General features: G+C 70.8%; 12 protein-coding genes. 2 read left to right on the top strand and 10 right to left on the bottom strand.

Annotated features, from left to right (window positions below):
* The first annotated feature begins 50 nt into the window (after nt 1-50).
* Both IE177_RS02450 and IE177_RS02445 read left to right on the top strand, forming a co-directional pair.
* Nucleotides 51-794, top strand: coding sequence for a class I SAM-dependent methyltransferase (locus IE177_RS02450; protein WP_190013011.1), 744 nt, complete (start codon nt 51-53; stop codon nt 792-794).
* 99 nt (nt 795-893) lie between these two features.
* Entirely contained in the window at nt 894-1694 is an 801-nt protein-coding gene (locus IE177_RS02445) for an AfsR/SARP family transcriptional regulator (protein ID WP_190013010.1), read from the top strand.
* 1 nt (nt 1695) lies between these two features.
* On the opposite strand, the gene IE177_RS02440 is transcribed toward IE177_RS02445, so the two are convergent.
* From IE177_RS02440 to typA, 10 genes are all read right to left on the bottom strand, one after another.
* Nucleotides 1696-5202 (bottom strand): AfsR/SARP family transcriptional regulator, encoded by a 3507-nt coding sequence (locus tag IE177_RS02440; RefSeq protein ID WP_190013009.1) that lies wholly within the window; start codon nt 5200-5202, stop codon nt 1696-1698.
* 85 nt (nt 5203-5287) lie between these two features.
* Entirely contained in the window at nt 5288-6511 is a 1224-nt protein-coding gene (locus tag IE177_RS02435) for a hypothetical protein (RefSeq protein WP_190013008.1), read from the bottom strand.
* Nucleotides 6499-7572, bottom strand: coding sequence for a HesA/MoeB/ThiF family protein (locus IE177_RS02430; protein ID WP_190013007.1), 1074 nt, complete (start codon nt 7570-7572; stop codon nt 6499-6501). Before IE177_RS02430 ends, IE177_RS02435 begins: the two co-directional genes overlap by 13 nt.
* Nucleotides 7573-7637: 65 nt before the next feature.
* Nucleotides 7638-7778 (bottom strand): hypothetical protein, encoded by a 141-nt coding sequence (locus tag IE177_RS02425; protein ID WP_190013006.1) that lies wholly within the window; start codon nt 7776-7778, stop codon nt 7638-7640.
* A 104-nt stretch (nt 7779-7882) separates the two neighbouring features.
* The gene (locus IE177_RS02420; RefSeq protein ID WP_190013005.1) at nt 7883-9046 is read right to left on the bottom strand and encodes an ABC transporter ATP-binding protein; all 1164 of its coding nucleotides are present in this window, start codon (nt 9044-9046) and stop codon (nt 7883-7885) included.
* A 22-nt stretch (nt 9047-9068) separates the two neighbouring features.
* On the bottom strand, nt 9069-10133 hold the full coding sequence (locus IE177_RS02415) for an ABC transporter ATP-binding protein (protein WP_190013004.1): 1065 nt from the start codon (nt 10131-10133) through the stop codon (nt 9069-9071).
* A gap of 10 nt (nt 10134-10143) precedes the next feature.
* A complete protein-coding gene (locus IE177_RS02410; protein ID WP_190013003.1) occupies nt 10144-11124 on the bottom strand; it encodes an ABC transporter permease in 981 nt (326 codons plus the stop codon).
* A gap of 87 nt (nt 11125-11211) precedes the next feature.
* The gene (locus tag IE177_RS02405; RefSeq protein WP_190013002.1) at nt 11212-13020 is read right to left on the bottom strand and encodes an ABC transporter substrate-binding protein; all 1809 of its coding nucleotides are present in this window, start codon (nt 13018-13020) and stop codon (nt 11212-11214) included.
* A 126-nt stretch (nt 13021-13146) separates the two neighbouring features.
* Nucleotides 13147-14181 carry an ABC transporter permease gene (locus IE177_RS02400; RefSeq protein ID WP_190013001.1) on the bottom strand — a complete coding sequence of 345 codons (1035 nt, stop codon included), beginning with the start codon at nt 14179-14181 and terminating at the stop codon, nt 13147-13149.
* A 566-nt stretch (nt 14182-14747) separates the two neighbouring features.
* Nucleotides 14748-16655 (bottom strand): translational GTPase TypA, encoded by a 1908-nt coding sequence (typA, locus tag IE177_RS02395; protein WP_190013000.1) that lies wholly within the window; start codon nt 16653-16655, stop codon nt 14748-14750.
* Nucleotides 16656-16682: the final 27 nt, after the last annotated feature.

The following is a 16682-nucleotide window of genomic DNA, read 5'->3' as shown; positions in this document are numbered from 1 at the left end:
AGTGCGCCTGTCCTGACCCACCGTTCAATACGGTGTGACAGACTGCCTCGGTGGTGGATCACTCGTTCGCAGATCTCTCGCTCGCCGCGCTCTACGACAGCCTCAACCCCTGGGGGCCGAGTGACGACTTCTACCTGGACCTCGTGAGACGGGCCCGCTCGGTGCTGGACATCGGGTGCGGCACCGGGCAGTTGCTGCGCCGGGCCCGGGCCGAGGGGCACGGAGGCAGGCTGATGGGGCTCGATCCCGCCGCCGCCATGCTCGTGCAGGCGCGGCGGGGCAGGCCGGACGTCGAGTGGGTGCTCGGGGACACCCGGGTGCGGCAGTGGGACGCGGAGTTCGACCTCGTCGTGATGACCGGGCACACCTTCCAGACACTGGTCGGGGACGAGGAGATCCGCGGCTGTCTGCGAGCGGTCCGGGCGGCCCTCGCCGACGGTGGGCGCTTCGTCTTCGAGACCCGCAACCCGTCCGCCCGCCCCTGGGAGCGCTGGACCCCGGAGAAGGTGCGCCGCGTCACCGCCGCCGACGGCACCGAGGTACGGGTCAGGTACGAGGTCCGGGGCGGCGGACCGCGGGACGGGCGGGTGCCGTTCACCGAGACGTTCGACAGCGACCGCTGGCCCGGCCCCCGGGTCAGTCACAGCGTCCTCCGCTTCCTGGACGCCGAGGCGCTGAAAGGTTTCCTCACGGAGGCCGGCCTGACCGTCGTCGAGCAGTACGGGGACTGGCGGCGGGGGCCGCTCACCCCGGCCGCTCCCGAGATCGTCACCGTCGCCCGACGCGCCCGCTGAGCCCCGGGCCGCGCGGGCGGCCATGCGCGATCCGTGCGGCAGCCGAACAGCCGGCGTGCACCGTGGTGGTCCCAGGGGTCACTGATACGGGGGTACACCATGGACATACAGCTGCTGGGCTGCGTGGAGGCGCGCACCTGCACCGGCCACAAGGTGCCGCTGCCGCACAGCGCGAAGATCCTGCTGGCCACGCTGGTCTGGAACCCCGGCACCTTCGTGTCCGACGAGGTGCTGTGGGAGCGCGTGTGGCCGGAGCGGCGGCCCCAGCACCCACGGGACGCGCTGTACATCCACGCCACCCGGCTGCGCAAGGCGCTGGGGGGCGCCGAGACCGAGGGACGGGCGCCTGAACTGGTGCGCGAACGGGGCGGATACGTCCTGGCCGTCGGCCAGGACAGCGTCGACGTGGCCCGGTTCCGTGACCTGGTACGCGAGGCCCGGCACGCCGCCCGCGACGGGCGGACGGAGGCCGCGCTCGATCTGTTCGGGCGGGCGCTGGGCCTGTGGCGCGGGGAGCCGTTGTCCGACGTGCGCACCGCATGGGCGGACTCGGCCCGCGTGACGCTGCGGCGTGAGCACCGCGACGCGCTGGTCGGCAGCACCGAGCTGTACCTGCGCCGCGGCCGGCACGACGAGTGCCTGCGACAGCTGAACTGGCTGGCCGACATGCACCCCTTCGACGAGAAGGTCGCGGGCCTGCTGATGCTCGCCCTGTACCGGGGCGGCCGGCAGGCGGACGCGCTGGGCTGCTTCCGGACGATGCGCATGCGGATGTCCGATCAGCTCGGTTGTGAGCCCGGCGCCGAACTGCGGGCGCTGCACGCACGGATCCTGTCCCGGGACCCCGGTCTGCTGCCCGCCACCGCGACCCCCACCGTCCTGGCGGGGGCCTCGTGCTGACTCACGCCCGGCGTCCCCCGGGCCCGGCGGTGTCGGTGGGCCCGGCCGTGTCGGTGGGCCCGGCCGTGTCGGTGGGCCCGGCCGTGTCGGTGGGCCCGGCCGTGTCGGTGGGCCCGGCCGTGTCGGTGGGCCCGGCCGTGTCGGTGAAGTGCTCGGACAGGTACAGGCCGATCCGTCCCTCCAGGTCGGGGGGCAGTTCCTGGTGCCGGTGCCGGGCCGCGGGCACCCGTCCTCCGGCGCCGGGCACGGCCGCACGGGCATGGGCGGGCGTGCCTGCCGCGTCGAACAGGGCCGTGGCCTCCTCCCGCGCCGACGCGGCCAACACCAGCTGGCCCTGCGCCTCGTGGACGAGGGCCAGGGCCATGGCCGCACGGGCGTGAATCAGGTGCTGTCCGGAGTCGCGGGCCAGGCCGGCCGCCCGGGTAGCCGCTTCCAGCGCCCCGGCCGGGTCCCCCGCCTCCAGCCGGGTCACCGCGGTGGCGACCTGAACGCGCGGCAGGGTCAGCGGAGTGCCGTCGGCCGCCAGGCCGGCGGCGCGATCCAGGTGGTCCAGAGCCGTCGCGGGGCGCCCGTCCGCGCGGGCGGCGGCGGCACGCTCCAGCAGGATCTCCACATGCCCCGTGCGGTGACCCGTCCTTTCGGCGATCTCGAAGGCCTCGTCGAGATGGCCGGCCGCCTCGCCGGCCGGCCCGGCCCGCAGCTTCACGGACGCCAGTCCCACCAGCGAGTCGACCTGGCAGTTGCGGTTCCCCACCCGCAGCGAGACGGCCAGCGCGTCCTCGTAGGCCGCCAGCGCGCGCTCGTCCTCACCCGCGTCGGCCCGTACCCGGCCCAGGGTCTCCAGGGCCACCGCCTCGGCGTAGGTGGAGCCCGAGTCACGGGAGACGAGGAAGCAGGTGCGCAGCGCCGCCTCCGCCTCGGCGAACCGGGCCTGCTTCTGCCGCACCAGGGCGAGATTGATCAGGGCCAGCGCGCCGTTGTGGTGCGGTGTCTCGCCTGTCAGGGCGAGCGCCGCGGTCACCGCCGCCTCGGCCGCGGCGATCCGGCCCAGTGCCAGATTGAGGGAGGCCGTGTTGATGAGCAGGATGACCTCGCTCTTCACGTTGCCGAGGATGCGCTGGAGGGTGAGGGCGCGCCGGTAGCTGGGCAGGGCGCGCAGTGGTTCGCCCAGCAGCTTCAGGGTGACGGCCTTGCCCTGCAGCGCGAAGGCCTCCCAGTGCAGCCACTCGGCCTCGCGCGCGAGTTCCTCCGCCTTTTCGTACTCGGTCAGGGCTCCGCGCAGGTCCCCGTTGCGCCAGCGGGCGTGGCCGACCGACATGTGCATCGCGACCTGCCCCTTCCGGTCCCCGTCGCGCTCGGCGGCGTCCCGGGCGAGCGTCGCCAGCCGCATCCAGTCGGACAGTGGCCGGCGGTGGTGGAAGAGGTCCTGCAACGCGTCGACCAGCCACCACGCGTACCGGGCGGGACCGTGCTCGGCGGCGTGGCCGATGGCGGCCGCCAGATCGTCCCACTCGGCGTCGAACCAGGCGTACGCCTCCTCGGTCGTACGGAACTCCCGCGGCAGCGAACCCTCGACGGCGTCGGGCCGCTCGCGCATGACGTAGAGGCCCGCGGTGGTGGCCGCGTTGGTGACGCCCTGCAGGTAGTGGTCGAGGACCCGTTCCACGGCAGCGGTGCGTTCGGCGGTGGTGTCCTCGGCCGCCGTGCGGTCGCGGGCGTACTCGTGCACGAGGTCGTGCCAGGCGGGGCGGCCGTGGTCGACGTCGCGCAGCAGGTGCACCCGCTGGGCCAGCCGCATCAGGTCGGCCGCGTGCTCCTCGTCGGTGTGCGCGGCGGCGGCGGCCGCGGCGAGCGAGCGGCCGGTGCCGGGCAGCAGGCCCAGGAGGCGGAAGGCCCGCCGGGCGTCCGGTGGCAGCACGCCGTACGAGAGGTCGAGCGCGGCCCGCACGGCGACGCTCTCCTCACCCTCGACGTGCAGCCGGGCCAGCCGGCCGCGGTCGGCGAGTTCGCGGACGTAGGCGCGGATGCTGCCGGGCCGGTCGCCGATCCAGGAGCCGGCCACGCACAGGGCGAGCGGCAGGCCGTCGCACAGCTCGACCAGTTCGGCGGCGGCCCGCGGGTCCGCCGCGACGGCCTCCGCGCCGACCGCGGCGCCGATCAGTTCCAGGGCGGCGCGCTCGTCGAGGACGTCGCAGGACATCCGGTACGCCCCGTCCAGGGTGACCAGCCCGCTGAGCTTGGCCCGGCTGGTCACCAGGGTCAGCGAGCCGGCGGAGGCGGGCCGCAGCAGCCGTACGGTGGAGGGGTCGGCTACGTCGTCCAGGACCACCAGGACCCGGCGGTCCGCCAGCAGCGTCCGGTACAGGGCGCTCTGCGCCTCGGTGCCGAGCGGGATGTCGCGCGGGGCGCAGCCCAGCCCCTGGAGCAGCAGCGGCAGGGCCTCCTCCGGGCCCATCGGTTCCGCGTTGTCGAAGCCGCGCAGGTCGAGGAAGAGCTGTCCGTCGGGGAAGCGGTCGGCGACGCGGTGCGCCCAGCGCAGGGCCAGGGCGCTCTTGCCGACCCCGGCCGGACCGACGACCAGGGCGAGCTGCTCGGCGCTGTCCAGGCAGAAGTCCAGGCGCCGCACTTCGTCCTCGCGGCCGACGAAACGGCGTGGTGCGGGCGGAAGCTGGCGCGGCACACGGCGCTCGGGTGCGGCCCCCGGCGCGCTCCCGGGCGCCGTGCCACGCGCCCGGCCGGGAGGGGGTGCGGTGGCCGGGGCGTCACCGCGCAGCAGGCGCAGGTGCAGGTCCCGCATCCCGTCCGAGGGTTCCACGCCGAGCTCGTCGACCATCCGGCGGCGCAGCACGGTGTACAGCTCCAGGGCCTCGGCGGTCCGCCCGTCCCGTCGCAGGGCGCGCATCAGCAGGGCGTGCGGGCGTTCGCGCAGCGGGTGGGCCGCCGTCAGGCGCAGCAGCTCGGCGATGGCCTGCCGGTGGCGGCCGGTCTCGATGTCCGCCTCGGCCGCGTTCTCCCTTGCCACCAGGTGCAGTTCGCCCAGGCGCCGGCACTCGGCCTCGCGGACGGCCGAGTCGGGCAGGTCGGGCAGCGGCTCGCCCCGCCACAGGCCGAGGGCCCGCTCGGCGCGGTGCCGTACGGTCTCCCAGTCGCCGCTCGCGGCCGCGCGCGAGCCGTCCTCGACGAGGTCCTCGAAGGCGAGCAGGTCCAGTTCGCCGGGCCCGGCGTGCAGGAGGTAGCCCGGTGGCCGGGTGACCAGCATGCGGGGGCCGGCGGGGCCGAGGGCGCGCCGGACCTCGGCGACGAGGGCCCGCACCCGGGCGGCTCCGGCGCCGGGCGGGCGGTCGTCCCACAGGTGGTCGATCAGGCGGTCGACGGAGACCACCTGGTTCGCGTGCAGCAGAAGGACGGCGCACAGACCGCGCTGACGCCCGGTCAGCGCGACGGGCCGCCCGTCGATCTCGACCTCCAGAGGACCGAGCAGGCGGAAGCGGAGGCGGGGGGTGAGCATCCGCAGAACGTAATCCAGCCACGACCGCCGGGCAACGTCCTTTACCCGTCCTCCTCTTCACACACCGGCTGCGGCGCGGGGCCGCTCAGGCCGTACGAGGTCCGGCCCACCTCCGTACGGTCCGCGCCGCCCGGCGCACCCGCGTGCCGTGCCGGCGCCACCACAGTCGCGCCCACAGCAGCTGCAGCCCGGCCAGGACCAGGACCGTGACCAGGGCGTCCAGCCGCAGCACCGGGTCGGCGGCGGTCACCAGGCGATGGGCGGAGCGGACCAGCAGGGGCCAGGTGACGCTCAGCAGCAGCCGCACCCCGACGAGGACGCAGACCGCCGTGCCCGCCACCGCGCCCACCGCGTACGCCTTCAGCATCCGGCGCTCACCGGGGCGCAGCCCGGCCAGCGGGTCCCGGCTCGGCCGCCGCAGGAGGCGGGCCGCGAGGTGGCGGAGGTACGCGCCGGCGTCGCTGTAGAGGTTGCGGCAGCCGGTGAGGTCCTGGGCGACGAAGTACAGGTCGGTGCGCATGAAGACCAGGCACTGGTTGGCGAAGGAGGTGACCAGGGTCAGCGCCGCGACCGGCAGCAGCGGTGAGCGGACGCCCGCGGCCAGGGCGAGCAGACAGCCGCCCCAGACGGCGCCGTCCACGGCGAGGCCGGACAGGTACACGGTGAGCCGTGCGCGGCGGTCCTTGAGCCAGATCCCGGAGACCTCGGTCTGTGCCACCAGGAACTGCAGCCGGGTGCCGAGGCGCACCCGGCCGGCCACTCCGGCGGCGCGGGCGGTCACCAGGTGGGCCAGTTCGTGCAGGCCGATCAGGCACCAGGCGACGAGGGACTGCACGAGCAGGTTGACGGTGCCGTAGTGCGCCCACACCAGGTCGTCCCAGGAGGGCAGGGCGTGTCGCCGCAGGCCGACGGCCGTGAGGCCGGCGAGCGGCACGGCCAGGACGAGGGCGTGCAGGAGGGGGTGCAGGGACCAGCGGACGTGCCGCTGCCGCAGCCGGGGGAAGGAGACCGGGACGGGTTCGCTCTCGAACCGGCGCTCCCCGATCGCGGCCACCAGCCCGGCCGCGGCGAGCGACTCGGCGAAGGCGCCGACGTCGAGGTCACGGCCGGTGTCCCGGCGCAGGGCGGCCCTGGTCTCCCGCACGGTGCGGCCCTCGCCCAGCAGCCGCAGCGCGGCCAGTCCGGTGTCGGGCAGCGCCACGACCTGCTCGTTGCCCTGCCGTCCGACGATCCACTCGTCCCGGTCCCGGCGCACCTCCAGCGGATGCAGGACGACCGTGGGATCCCGCTCCGCCGTCACGGCCGGCACAGCGGGCAGTCGGGCCGGGCGGGGTGACGGACGAACACGTGCTGGTCGGGGGCGATCAGGTTGACGCCGCGCACGAAGCCGGGCGGGGTCGTGCCGATGCCGGTGAGCAGGGAGATCACCTCATGGGCGATGAGCTGTCCGGAGATGCCCGCGGCGGGGGCGAGCGCGCCGGCGGTGCCCAGGTGGGGCGTCCAGCCCGGCTTGAGCTTGGCCTCCTCCCCCGCGCCGACGCATTCGAAGCAGGGCCCCCCGGGGGCGTACACGCCGACCGTGGCCAGGGGACCGCTGTAGCCGGCGGACACCCAGGGTGTGCCGAGGGCCGCGCAGACCCGGTTCGTCATCTTCCTGATCACGTCGCCGCGTGGCTCGTCCGCGCACAGGACGAAGACGTCGCGGCCCCGGACGAGCTCGGTGAGCTGTTCCTCGGTGTCGGCGCGGCGGGCCTCGTGGGTGTAACGGCCCGCCGAGTTGACGGCGGCGAGGCGGCGGGCGGCGGTCTCCGCCTTGGGCCGGCCGATGTCGGCCTCGGTGTAGAGCGCCTGCCGGCTGAGGTTGGACTCCTCGACGCGGTCCGGGTCCACCAGGTGCAGCTCGCCGACGCCGGCAGCGGCCAGTGACCAGGCGGCGTGGCTGCCGGCTCCGCCCACGCCCAGGACGGTCACGCGGGCGTGCTTCAGCCTCAGCTGGGAGGTCCAGGCGTCGGTGCCGGGGCGCAGGTCGACGTACCGGAAGTAGGTGTGGTTCCTGCTGTAGCGGTCGCGCTCGCGGGCGGTCAGTCCTTCGGGAGGGACGGCGGCGGCGTCCTCGACGTAGCCGGTGGCCAGCAGCTCGGTGAGCAGCCGGTGGGCGCCGGCGGCCCCCAGCGCGGGGTACCGGTCCGCGAGCCGGCGCTCGATGCGGTCCGGTGACGCGGTGCCGTCGAGCAGGGCCAGCGCCTCCCAGATCCAGCCGTGCGGATCGGCGATCTCCGCCGCGACCCCGTAGACCCCGCCGCCGAGCCGGACGGTCCCGTCGTCGAAGCGGTGCGGGGCGTGCTCCGCCTTGATCCGTGGCAGCTTCACGGTGCTCCCTTCCGGAAGACGGCACCGGCGGTGGAGCGGTGCCCCACCGCCGGTGCCGGCCGGTTTCAGCTGTCGATCTGCTTGTTCTGGATCGTCTCGATCTTGTCCAGAAGGCGGACCTGGATGAACTCGGGCTGCTGCTGGGCCTCGACGTCGCCGAGCGCGCCCTGGTCACCGTGCGGATCGGCGTGCGTGGTGTGCTCCACGATGCTCTCCCTTCCGTTGGAACGGATCCGGCGGGTGGGCGGCCGTGAGTGACGGTCGCCCACTCGTGCGCTCCAGCGTCGGGCAGCGGTCTTTCCGAGGTGTTTCAGTCGCCCTTCAGGTCTCCTGCCCGGCCGTTCTCCGGCGCCCCGCCCTCGGCCTGCTCCTCCAGTGCCGCGAGGGCCGGGTCCAGCACGATGTCCTCGTCGCGTGCCTCGGTGGTCGGCTCCTCGGGGAAGTGGCAGGCCGTCAGGTGGCCCGCGTGGTTGCCGGAGATCTGGAGCAGCGGCGGTTCCTCCGTCGCGCACCTCTCCTGCGCCTTCCAGCAGCGGGTGCGGAAGCGGCAGCCGGAGGGCGGGGAGATGGGGGACGGCACGTCACCGGCCAGGCGGATGCGCTCACGTGAACCCGACTCGTCCGTCGAGAGGTTCACCTCGGGCACGGCGGACAGCAGCGCGTGGGTGTAGGGGTGGCGCGGCCGGTTGTAGATGGAGTTCCGGTCGCCCACCTCGATGATCTTGCCGAGGTACATGACCGCGACGCGCTGCGAGAAGTGGCGTACGACCGCGAGGTCGTGGGCGATGAAGAGGAACGCGATGCCGAGTTCGTTCTGCACCTTCTGCAGCAGGTTGACGACCTGGGCCTGGATGGAGACGTCCAGGGCCGAGACCGGCTCGTCCGCCACGATCAGCTTCGGTTCCAGGGCCAGGGCGCGGGCGACGCCGATGCGCTGGCGCTGGCCGCCGGAGAACTCGTGCGGGAAGCGGTTGAAGTGCTCCGGGTTCAGGCCGACGATCTCCAGCAGCTCGCGGACGCGCTTCTCGCGCCCGCCGGCCGGGTTGACGTCGTTGATCTCCATCGGTCCGGAGATGATCTTGCCGACCGTCTGCCGCGGGTTCAGCGAGGAGTACGGGTCCTGGAAGATCATCTGGATCTCGGAGCGGATCGGCGCCAGTTCCTTGCGCGAGGCGTGGCTGATGTCCCGGCCGCGGTAGGTGATGGTGCCGCTCGTCGGCTCCATCAGCCGGGTGATCAGCCGGCCCGTGGTCGACTTGCCGCAGCCCGACTCGCCGACCAGGCCGAAGCTCTCACCGGCCCCCACGGTCAGGTCGATGCCGTCCACGGCCTGCACCGCGCCGACCGTGCGGCGGACGGGGAAGCCGCCCTTCACCGGGAAGTGCTTGGTCAGCCCCGAGACCCGCAGCAGCGGCTCCCCGTCCGCGCCGGCGTTCTTCTCGCGCGGGGCCGGGAGGACCAGGTCCTCTTTCATGACGGTGTCCTCCTATGACGACCTAGCCCAGTCGGGGCTTGATCTCCTCGATGAAGATGGTCCGCTTCTGCTCGGCGGTGAGGTGGCAGGCCGACGCGCGGTCCGGGGCCAGCAGCGGGCGCTCGTTCACACAACGGCCCGTGCCCTCCACCCGGTCCCGGAATCCGCAGCGCGGGTGGAAACGGCAGCCGGTCGGCGGATGGAGCAGCGATGGCGGGGAGCCGGGGATCGGCGACAGCTGGGCGCCGAGGTCGGAGTCGAGGCGCGGCATCGAGTTCAGCAGCCCCCAGGTGTAGGGGTGCCGGGGCGAGCGCAGCACCTCGTCGGTCGTGCCCCGCTCCACCGCGCTGCCCGCGTACATCACCATGATGTCGTCGGCCATGTCGGCGATGACGCCGAGATCGTGGGTGATGAAGACGATGCCGGTGCCGAACTCCCGCTGGAGGTCCTTGAGCAGGTCCAGGATCTGGGCCTGGACCGTCACGTCCAGGGCGGTCGTCGGCTCGTCGGCGATCAGCAGGTCGGGGTCGCAGACCAGTGCCATGGCGATCATCGCGCGCTGGCGCATGCCGCCGGAGAACTGGTGCGGGTAGTCCTTGGCCCGCTCCCGCGGGTTCGGGATGCCGACCTTGCCGAGCATCTCCACGGCACGTTCCCAGGCCGCCTTCTTGGAGGCGCGGGTGTGCTTCATGTACGGCTCGGCGATCTGCCGGCCCACGGTGTAGTACGGCGAGAGCGCGGTGAGCGGGTCCTGGAAGATCATGGCGACCTTGTTGCCGCGCAGCTTCTCCAGCTCCGACTCGCGGGCGGTGGTCAGCTCCTGCCCGTCCAGCAGGATCTCGCCCTCCACCGTGGTGAACATGGGGTTGTGCAGGCCGAGCACGGTGAGGTTCGTCACCGACTTGCCCGAGCCGGACTCGCCCACGATGCCGAGCGTCCTGCCGCGCTCCAGGTCGAAGGAGAGCCCGTCCACGGCCCGTACGACGCCGTCCTCGGTCCTGAAGCTCACGTGCAGGTCCCGCACCGAGAGCAGGGGGCCGGTGCCGGCCGGGTTCGGAGCACCGGCTTCCTTGGTCAAAGTGGTCACGACAGTGCTCCTAGGACAGCCGCACGCGCGGGTCGATGAAGGCGTACGCGGCGTCGACGATGATGTTGAACAGCAGGATCATGCTGGCGGAGAACAGCATCACGCCGAGCAGCAGCGGCAGGTCGCTGAAGAACACCGACTGCACGGCGAGCTGTCCGATGCCCGGCAGGCTGAAGGTGAACTCGGTGATGATCGCGCCGCCGAGCAGGGAGCCGAGGTCGATGCCGAAGATGGTGACGATCGGGATCAGCGAGCCGCGCCAGGCGTACCGGAAGAAGACGTACCGGCGGGACATGCCCTTGGCGCGGGCGGTGCGGACGTGTTCCTCCTGCAGCTGTTCGATCATCGAGGACCGGGACATACGGGTGTACTGCGCCGCGAAGATCGTGGAGAGGACCACCCAGGGGATGATCAGCCCCGAGAACCAGGTGACGGGGTCCTGCGTGAACTCGTTGTAGGCGGGTTTGTCGAACCAGTGCGTCTGGTAGACGAGGATCGCCAGGGCCAGCGGGCCGAGGAAGTAGATCTGCAGGGAACTGACGACCATGGCGCCCGCGGTGGCCGCCTTGTCGACGAGCGTGCCGCGCCGCCAGGCGGCGAGCAGCCCGGTGCCGAGACCCACGAAGAGGAAGACGACGGCCGCGCCCAGGGTGAGCGAGACGGTGGTGGGCAGGCGGTCGATCAGCGTGCCCCAGACCTGCTCGTTGGTGTGGTACGAGTAGCCGAAGCACGGGGCCGGGCAGGGGCCCTGGGCGAACTGGTCGCTGCCCAGGACGAGGTTGTGCAGGAAGATCCCGTACTGCTCGGGGATCGACTTGTCCAGGCCGAGCACGTGATGGATGTTGGCGATGCTGTCCGGATTGCAGGTCTTGCCGCACATCAGCAGTGCCGGGTCCCGGGGCACCCCGAAGAACAGCAGGAACGCGACGATGCTCAGCAGGAACAGAATGACGGCGGCACCGATGATCCGGCGGACGAGGAAGCGCAGCATGTCAGGGCAGCTCTCAGACGTCGGCGGTCCGGGCGGTACCCGGCGCGCCCGTACGGTGGGGGCGCGCCGGGTACCGGCAGGGGACGGTTACTTGATGAAGAGGCGACGCGGGTCGACGCCGCCGATCACGTCGTCGTAGACGAGGCCGCCGACCTTGGAACCGGCGATCTGGGTCTGCTTGTAGTACGCGGTCGGGACGACGTTGACGGAGTCCTTGACGATGTACTGGTCGAGCTTCTCCCACTCGGCCGCCGACTTGACCGGGTCGGTGATCTTGTTGATCCGGTCGATCTCGCTGTTGACCTTCGGGTCGTTGATCTGCGAGTAGTTCTGCGCGCCGTCGGCGATGACGCGGCCGTCGTACAGCGGCGGGATCACGGTCGAGGCGGACGGCCAGTCGGCGCCCCACGCGGTGTGGAAGATGTCGTAGTTGTTGTCGAGCTTGGAGACCTGGTCGTAGAAGGTCTCGGCCGGGATCTCCTGGCGCTGGACGTTGAAGCCGGCCTTCTTCAGGCCCGCCGCCATGGCGGTGGAGTACTGCTGGCCCTCGGGGGTGTTGATGTAGCCGAAGGTCAGCTTCATGTTGAGCTTGCCGGCCTTCTTCAGCAGCTCCTTGGCCTTGGCCGCGTCACCGGCGGGCTTCTTCTTCTTGCCCCACGGGTCGAACGCCGCGTCGTAGCCGGAGACGGTCGGGGAGATCAGGCCGCCCGCGACCTCCATGGCGTCGGTGCCGCCGTAGGCGCGCACGAACGGGGTGACCGGCAGCGCGTAGGCGATGGCCTCGCGGACCGTCTTGTCCTGCATCGCCTGGTGGCTCATGTTGATGTTCATCTGGCCCACGTACGGCTGGTAGCCGGAGACCGTGCGGGACTTCATCTTCGGGTCGCGCAGCACCTGGGACAGGTTGCCCGCGTCGACCTGGTTGTTGAAGCTGATGCCGGCCTGGTCGGCGCCGCTGTCGGCGAGCAGGGCCTTGGTGGAGGTTTCGTACTGCTGGTTGAACTGGAAGTTGAACTGGTCCACGTACTGGTGGCGGATCGGGTCCGTCTTCGGGTCCCAGTTGGGGTTCTTGACGAGCACCATCGACTTGCCGGACTTGAAGGACTGGACCTTGTAGGGACCGGTCACCACCGGGGACTTGTCGTACTTCTGCTTGGTGTCGCCCTTCTCCGAGACCACCGAGTAGCCCGCCATCGCCAGCGCGTAGGGCAGGTCGGGGTGCGCGGTCTTGAAGTGGAAGACGATCGTCTTCGCGTCGGGCGTCTCCAGGATGGAGCTGGGCAGGTGCTTGCCCTTGTACGGGCCGTCCTTGAGCAGCTTGCGGTAGGCGGTGCCCGGGGTGTCGGCCAGCCACTGCTGGAGGTAGGTGGGGCCCTGGTTGATGAACGGCGCGAAGAGCCGCTCGACGCTGTGCCGGACGTCCTTGGACGTGATCGGGGAACCGTCCTGGAACTTGATGCCGTCCTTCAGCGTGTACTTCCAGGTCTTGCCGCCGTCCGTGGTGGTACCGGAGTCGGTGGCGAGGTCGCCGACCACCTCGTGCTTGCTGCCGTCGTTGCTCGTGGCCTTGTAGCCGGTGAGGCCGCGGTGGATCAGCTGCGAGAGCGACATCTCGTCGGAGACGTAGATCTGGCCCGGGTCGAGGTGGGCGTAGCTGTCGCGCTGCAGCACCTCCATGGTGCCGCCGGACTTGGCGCCGGGGACGTCCTGGGCCGGCCCGTTGGATGCGGCCGCGTCGCCGAACTTGATGGACGCCTGCTGCCGCTTGGCGCTGTCCCGGTCCTTCTTGTCGTTGCCGCCGCTGTCGCTGCCGCCCTTGCTGCAACCGGTGAGCACAAGAGCTCCGGCCGCGAGCACGGAGAGTGCGCCGTATGCGTGGCGTCCGCCCCTACTCATCACGAAGATTCCCACCCATCTGTGTGTCACCAGTGCGTTCTGTGTGTCACCAGTGCGAAGAAGAACTGCTGGAAGTGCAGTGCGAGACAACGGAACTGACGTTCCGTACGAAAGGTGGTGCTTGGGTCAGCGCGCGGTCTTGGGATCGAAGGCGTCTCTGACCGAGTCCCCGAGCAGGTTGAACGCGACGACGAAGATGATCATCGAGATGCCGGGGAAGAACATGTAGGTGATGTCGTTCTGCATCACCAGTTCGGTGGACGCCTTGGAGAACATCTGCCCCCAGTCGGGCGTCGGTTCGACGATGCCCACGCCCAGGAAGGACAGGCCGGCCTCGGCAGTCACGAAGCCGGGCAGCAGGTAGGTCGACTGCACCAGCAGCGGGGTCACGATGTTCGGCAGGATCTCCTTGCGGATGATCCGCCACGGCGACGCGCCGCTGACCTTGGCCGCCTCGATGAACTCCCGTTCGCGCAGGGCGAGTGCGGTGCCGCGCAGGATGCGGCCGAGCCCCATCCAGCCCAGGAACCACTGCACGATGATCAGCGCGACCACCCGGACGTACGTGGGCGTCTCGTCGCGGGGGCTGACGAACAGGGAGACCACGACCGGCATGCTCGCGATGAAGAACAGCTGTGCCGGGAAGGCGAGCAGGAAGTCGATGACCCGGCCGATGAAGTAGTCGGTCTTGCCGCCGATGTAGCCGGCGGTGACGCCGAGCAGGATGCCGGTCACGACGACGGCGACGGTGACGGCCACCGAGATCATCAGCGAGGTGCGGATGCCGTAGATCAGCTTGGTGAAGACGTCGTAGCCGTTGCCGGGTTCGAGACCGAACCAGAACTCGCCGCTGATGCCGCCGTTGGGCTGCACCGGCACGCCGGCGCTGTCGAAGAGGTCCGGCCGCTCGTCGGCGTAGACCGTGTACGGGTCCTTGCCGTAGAGCTTGGAGATCAGCGGCGCGAGCAGCCCGATCAGGAAGAAGAAGCCCACGACGTAGGCCGAGATCACACCGGTGCGGTCGCGCTTGAAGCGCATCCACATCAGCTGGCCGGGAGACCGGCCTTCGAGCTTGACGGCTTCGTCCTTCGTCTCCGGCCCTGGTTCGCCGTCGACGACGACCGAAGTCCCGCCGCCCTCAATGTCGGTAGGACTTGTCACGGTTCGTCCGTTTCACAGGTATGAGTGTGAGAGGTGCCCGGGTACTCCGAGGACGCGCGGAACCGCTGCCGGACGCGCGTAGTTCTACAGCCGAATCACACCGCTGGAAGTGACGAACTGGCCCACATGGTGTTCGTGACACCGCACATGGGGGTTCCTCCTCATGACTTCACGTGTTCACCAACAGGAGAGGGTTACCGTCTTCCCTCCGACACCCCTGACGGAGGGTCAGACACCCCCTGGTGCTCGTGAGTCGGCGCTGTCCCCACAGCGCGAGACCCATTGACCCGAGCGCTACGCGGCTAACTATCTGCCATGCGACAGATGGCGACCACCGTCTTTAAATCTCAATTCAGTCACAGCTGGCGCGTAGAACTTCCAAAAATTGGACAAACCGTTCGGTGGGAGAAGGCCGCGAAACGGACGTGTTACATGGCTATCGGTCGAGGATCTCCGCATTACGGACACCTCGCACCGGGCCGGCGGTCACGGGCCACCGGAAAACGGGTTGCAAAAAGCCCGGGCCCCCTCATGACGAGGGGGCCCGGGCCGAAGTGCCCTGCGGGTCAGCCGTGCTTGGCGCGGCTCGCGGCGCGGGCGCGCTCGCGGGCGTCCAGGTTCACCTTGCGGATGCGAACCGCCTCCGGGGTCACCTCGACGCACTCGTCGTCGCGGCAGAACTCCAGCGACTGCTCCAGGGAGAGCTTGCGCGGCGGGACGATGGCCTCGAACGAGTCGGCCGACGAGGACCGCATGTTCGTGAGCTTCTTCTCCTTGGTGATGTTGACGTCCATGTCGTCGGAACGGGAGTTCTCACCGACGATCATGCCCTCGTACACCTCGGTGCCCGGCTCCACGAACAGCACGCCGCGCTCCTGCAGGTTCGTCATCGCGAACGCGGTGACGGCGCCCGAACGGTCGGCGACCAGGGAGCCGTTGTTGCGGGTCTGCAGCGCACCGAACCAGGGCTCGAAGCCCTCGTGGATGGAGTGGCCGATACCCGTGCCGCGGGTCTGGGTCAGGAACTCGGTACGGAAGCCGATGAGGCCGCGGGACGGCACCACGAACTCCATGCGGACCCAGCCCGAGCCGTGGTTGGACATGTTGTCCATCCGGCCCTTGCGGACGCCCATGAGCTGGGTGACCGCACCCATGTGCTCCTCGGGCACGTCGATCGTCATGCGCTCGACCGGCTCGTAGACCTTGCCGTCGACGTTCTTGGTGACGACCTGCGGCTTGCCGATGGTCAGCTCGAAGCCCTCACGGCGCATCTGCTCGACCAGGATGGCGAGCGCCAGCTCACCGCGGCCCTGCACCTCCCAGGCGTCCGGGCGCTCGGTGTCCAGCACGCGCAGCGAGACGTTGCCGATCAGCTCGCGGTCCAGGCGGTCCTTGACCTGGCGGGCGGTGACCTTGCGGTCCTTGACGGCCGACTTCGCGTCGGCGCCCTTGCCGGTGCCGCCACGGCCGACCAGCGGCGACGTGTTGGTGCCGATGACCATGGAGATGGCGGGCTCGTCCACCGTGATCAGCGGGAGCGGGATCGGGTTCTCGGTGTCGGCCAGGGTCTCGCCGATCATGATGTCGGGGATGCCGGCGACGGCGCAGATGTCACCCGGGCCGGCCTTCTCGGCGGGCTTGCGGGTGAGCGCCTCGGTCATCATCAGCTCGGAGATGCGCACGTTGCTGATGGTCCCGTCACGCTTGATCCACGCGACCGTCTGGCCCTTGCGCAGCTCGCCCTGCTCGACGCGGAGCAGCGCGATACGGCCGAGGAAGTTGTCGGCGTCGAGGTTGGTGACGTGCGCCTGGAGCGGCGCGTCCTCGTCGTAGGTGGGGGCCGGGATGTGCTGGAGGATCGTGGAGAAGAACGGCTCCAGGCTGTCGCTGTCGGCCGGGACGGTGCCGTCGTCCGGCTTGGTCAGCGAGGCGATGCCGTCACGGCCGCACGCGTAGACGATCGGGAACTCGATCTGCTCCTCGTCGGCGTCCAGGTCGAGGAAGAGGTCGTAGGTCTCGTTGACGACCTCGTCGATGCGGGAGTCCGGGCGGTCCGTCTTGTTGATGCACAGGATGACGGGCAGGCGCTGCTGGAGCGCCTTGCGCAGCACGAACCGGGTCTGCGGCAGCGGGCCCTCGGAGGCGTCCACGAGCAGGACCACACCGTCGACCATCGACAGACCGCGCTCGACCTCGCCGCCGAAGTCGGCGTGGCCGGGGGTGTCGATGATGTTGATGGTGATGGGCTCCCCGCCGTCCTTGGGGTGGTACTTCACCGCCGTGTTCTTGGCGAGGATCGTGATGCCCTTCTCACGCTCCAGGTCGTTCGAGTCCATGACCCGGTCGTCGACCTGGTCGAGCTGGTGGGCGGCGAACGCGCCGGCCTGCTTCAGCATGCCGTCGACGATGGTGGTCTTGCCGTGGTCGACGTGGGCGACGATGGCGACGTTGCGGATGTCGTGGCGCGTGGCCATATTGCGACGTACTCCCGGGGTGTGAGG

The sequence above is a fragment of the Streptomyces lucensis JCM 4490 genome (genome assembly GCF_014650035.1).
GTDB lineage: Bacteria > Actinomycetota > Actinomycetes > Streptomycetales > Streptomycetaceae > Streptomyces > Streptomyces lucensis.
This window is presented reverse-complemented; position numbering and strand designations above follow the sequence as displayed.

What these genes read in the sequence shown, in the direction of transcription:
- IE177_RS02445 (WP_190013010.1), top strand. Translation starts at nt 894, where the DNA reads ATGGACATACAGCTGCTGGGCTGCGTGGAGGCGCGCACCTGCACCGGC.
- IE177_RS02440 (WP_190013009.1), bottom strand. Translation starts at nt 5,202, where the DNA reads ATGCTCACCCCCCGCCTCCGCTTCCGCCTGCTCGGTCCTCTGGAGGTC.
- IE177_RS02420 (WP_190013005.1), bottom strand. Translation starts at nt 9,046, where the DNA reads ATGAAAGAGGACCTGGTCCTCCCGGCCCCGCGCGAGAAGAACGCCGGC.
- IE177_RS02410 (WP_190013003.1), bottom strand. Translation starts at nt 11,124, where the DNA reads ATGCTGCGCTTCCTCGTCCGCCGGATCATCGGTGCCGCCGTCATTCTG.
- IE177_RS02405 (WP_190013002.1), bottom strand. Translation starts at nt 13,020, where the DNA reads ATGAGTAGGGGCGGACGCCACGCATACGGCGCACTCTCCGTGCTCGCG.
- typA (WP_190013000.1), bottom strand. Translation starts at nt 16,655, where the DNA reads ATGGCCACGCGCCACGACATCCGCAACGTCGCCATCGTCGCCCACGTC.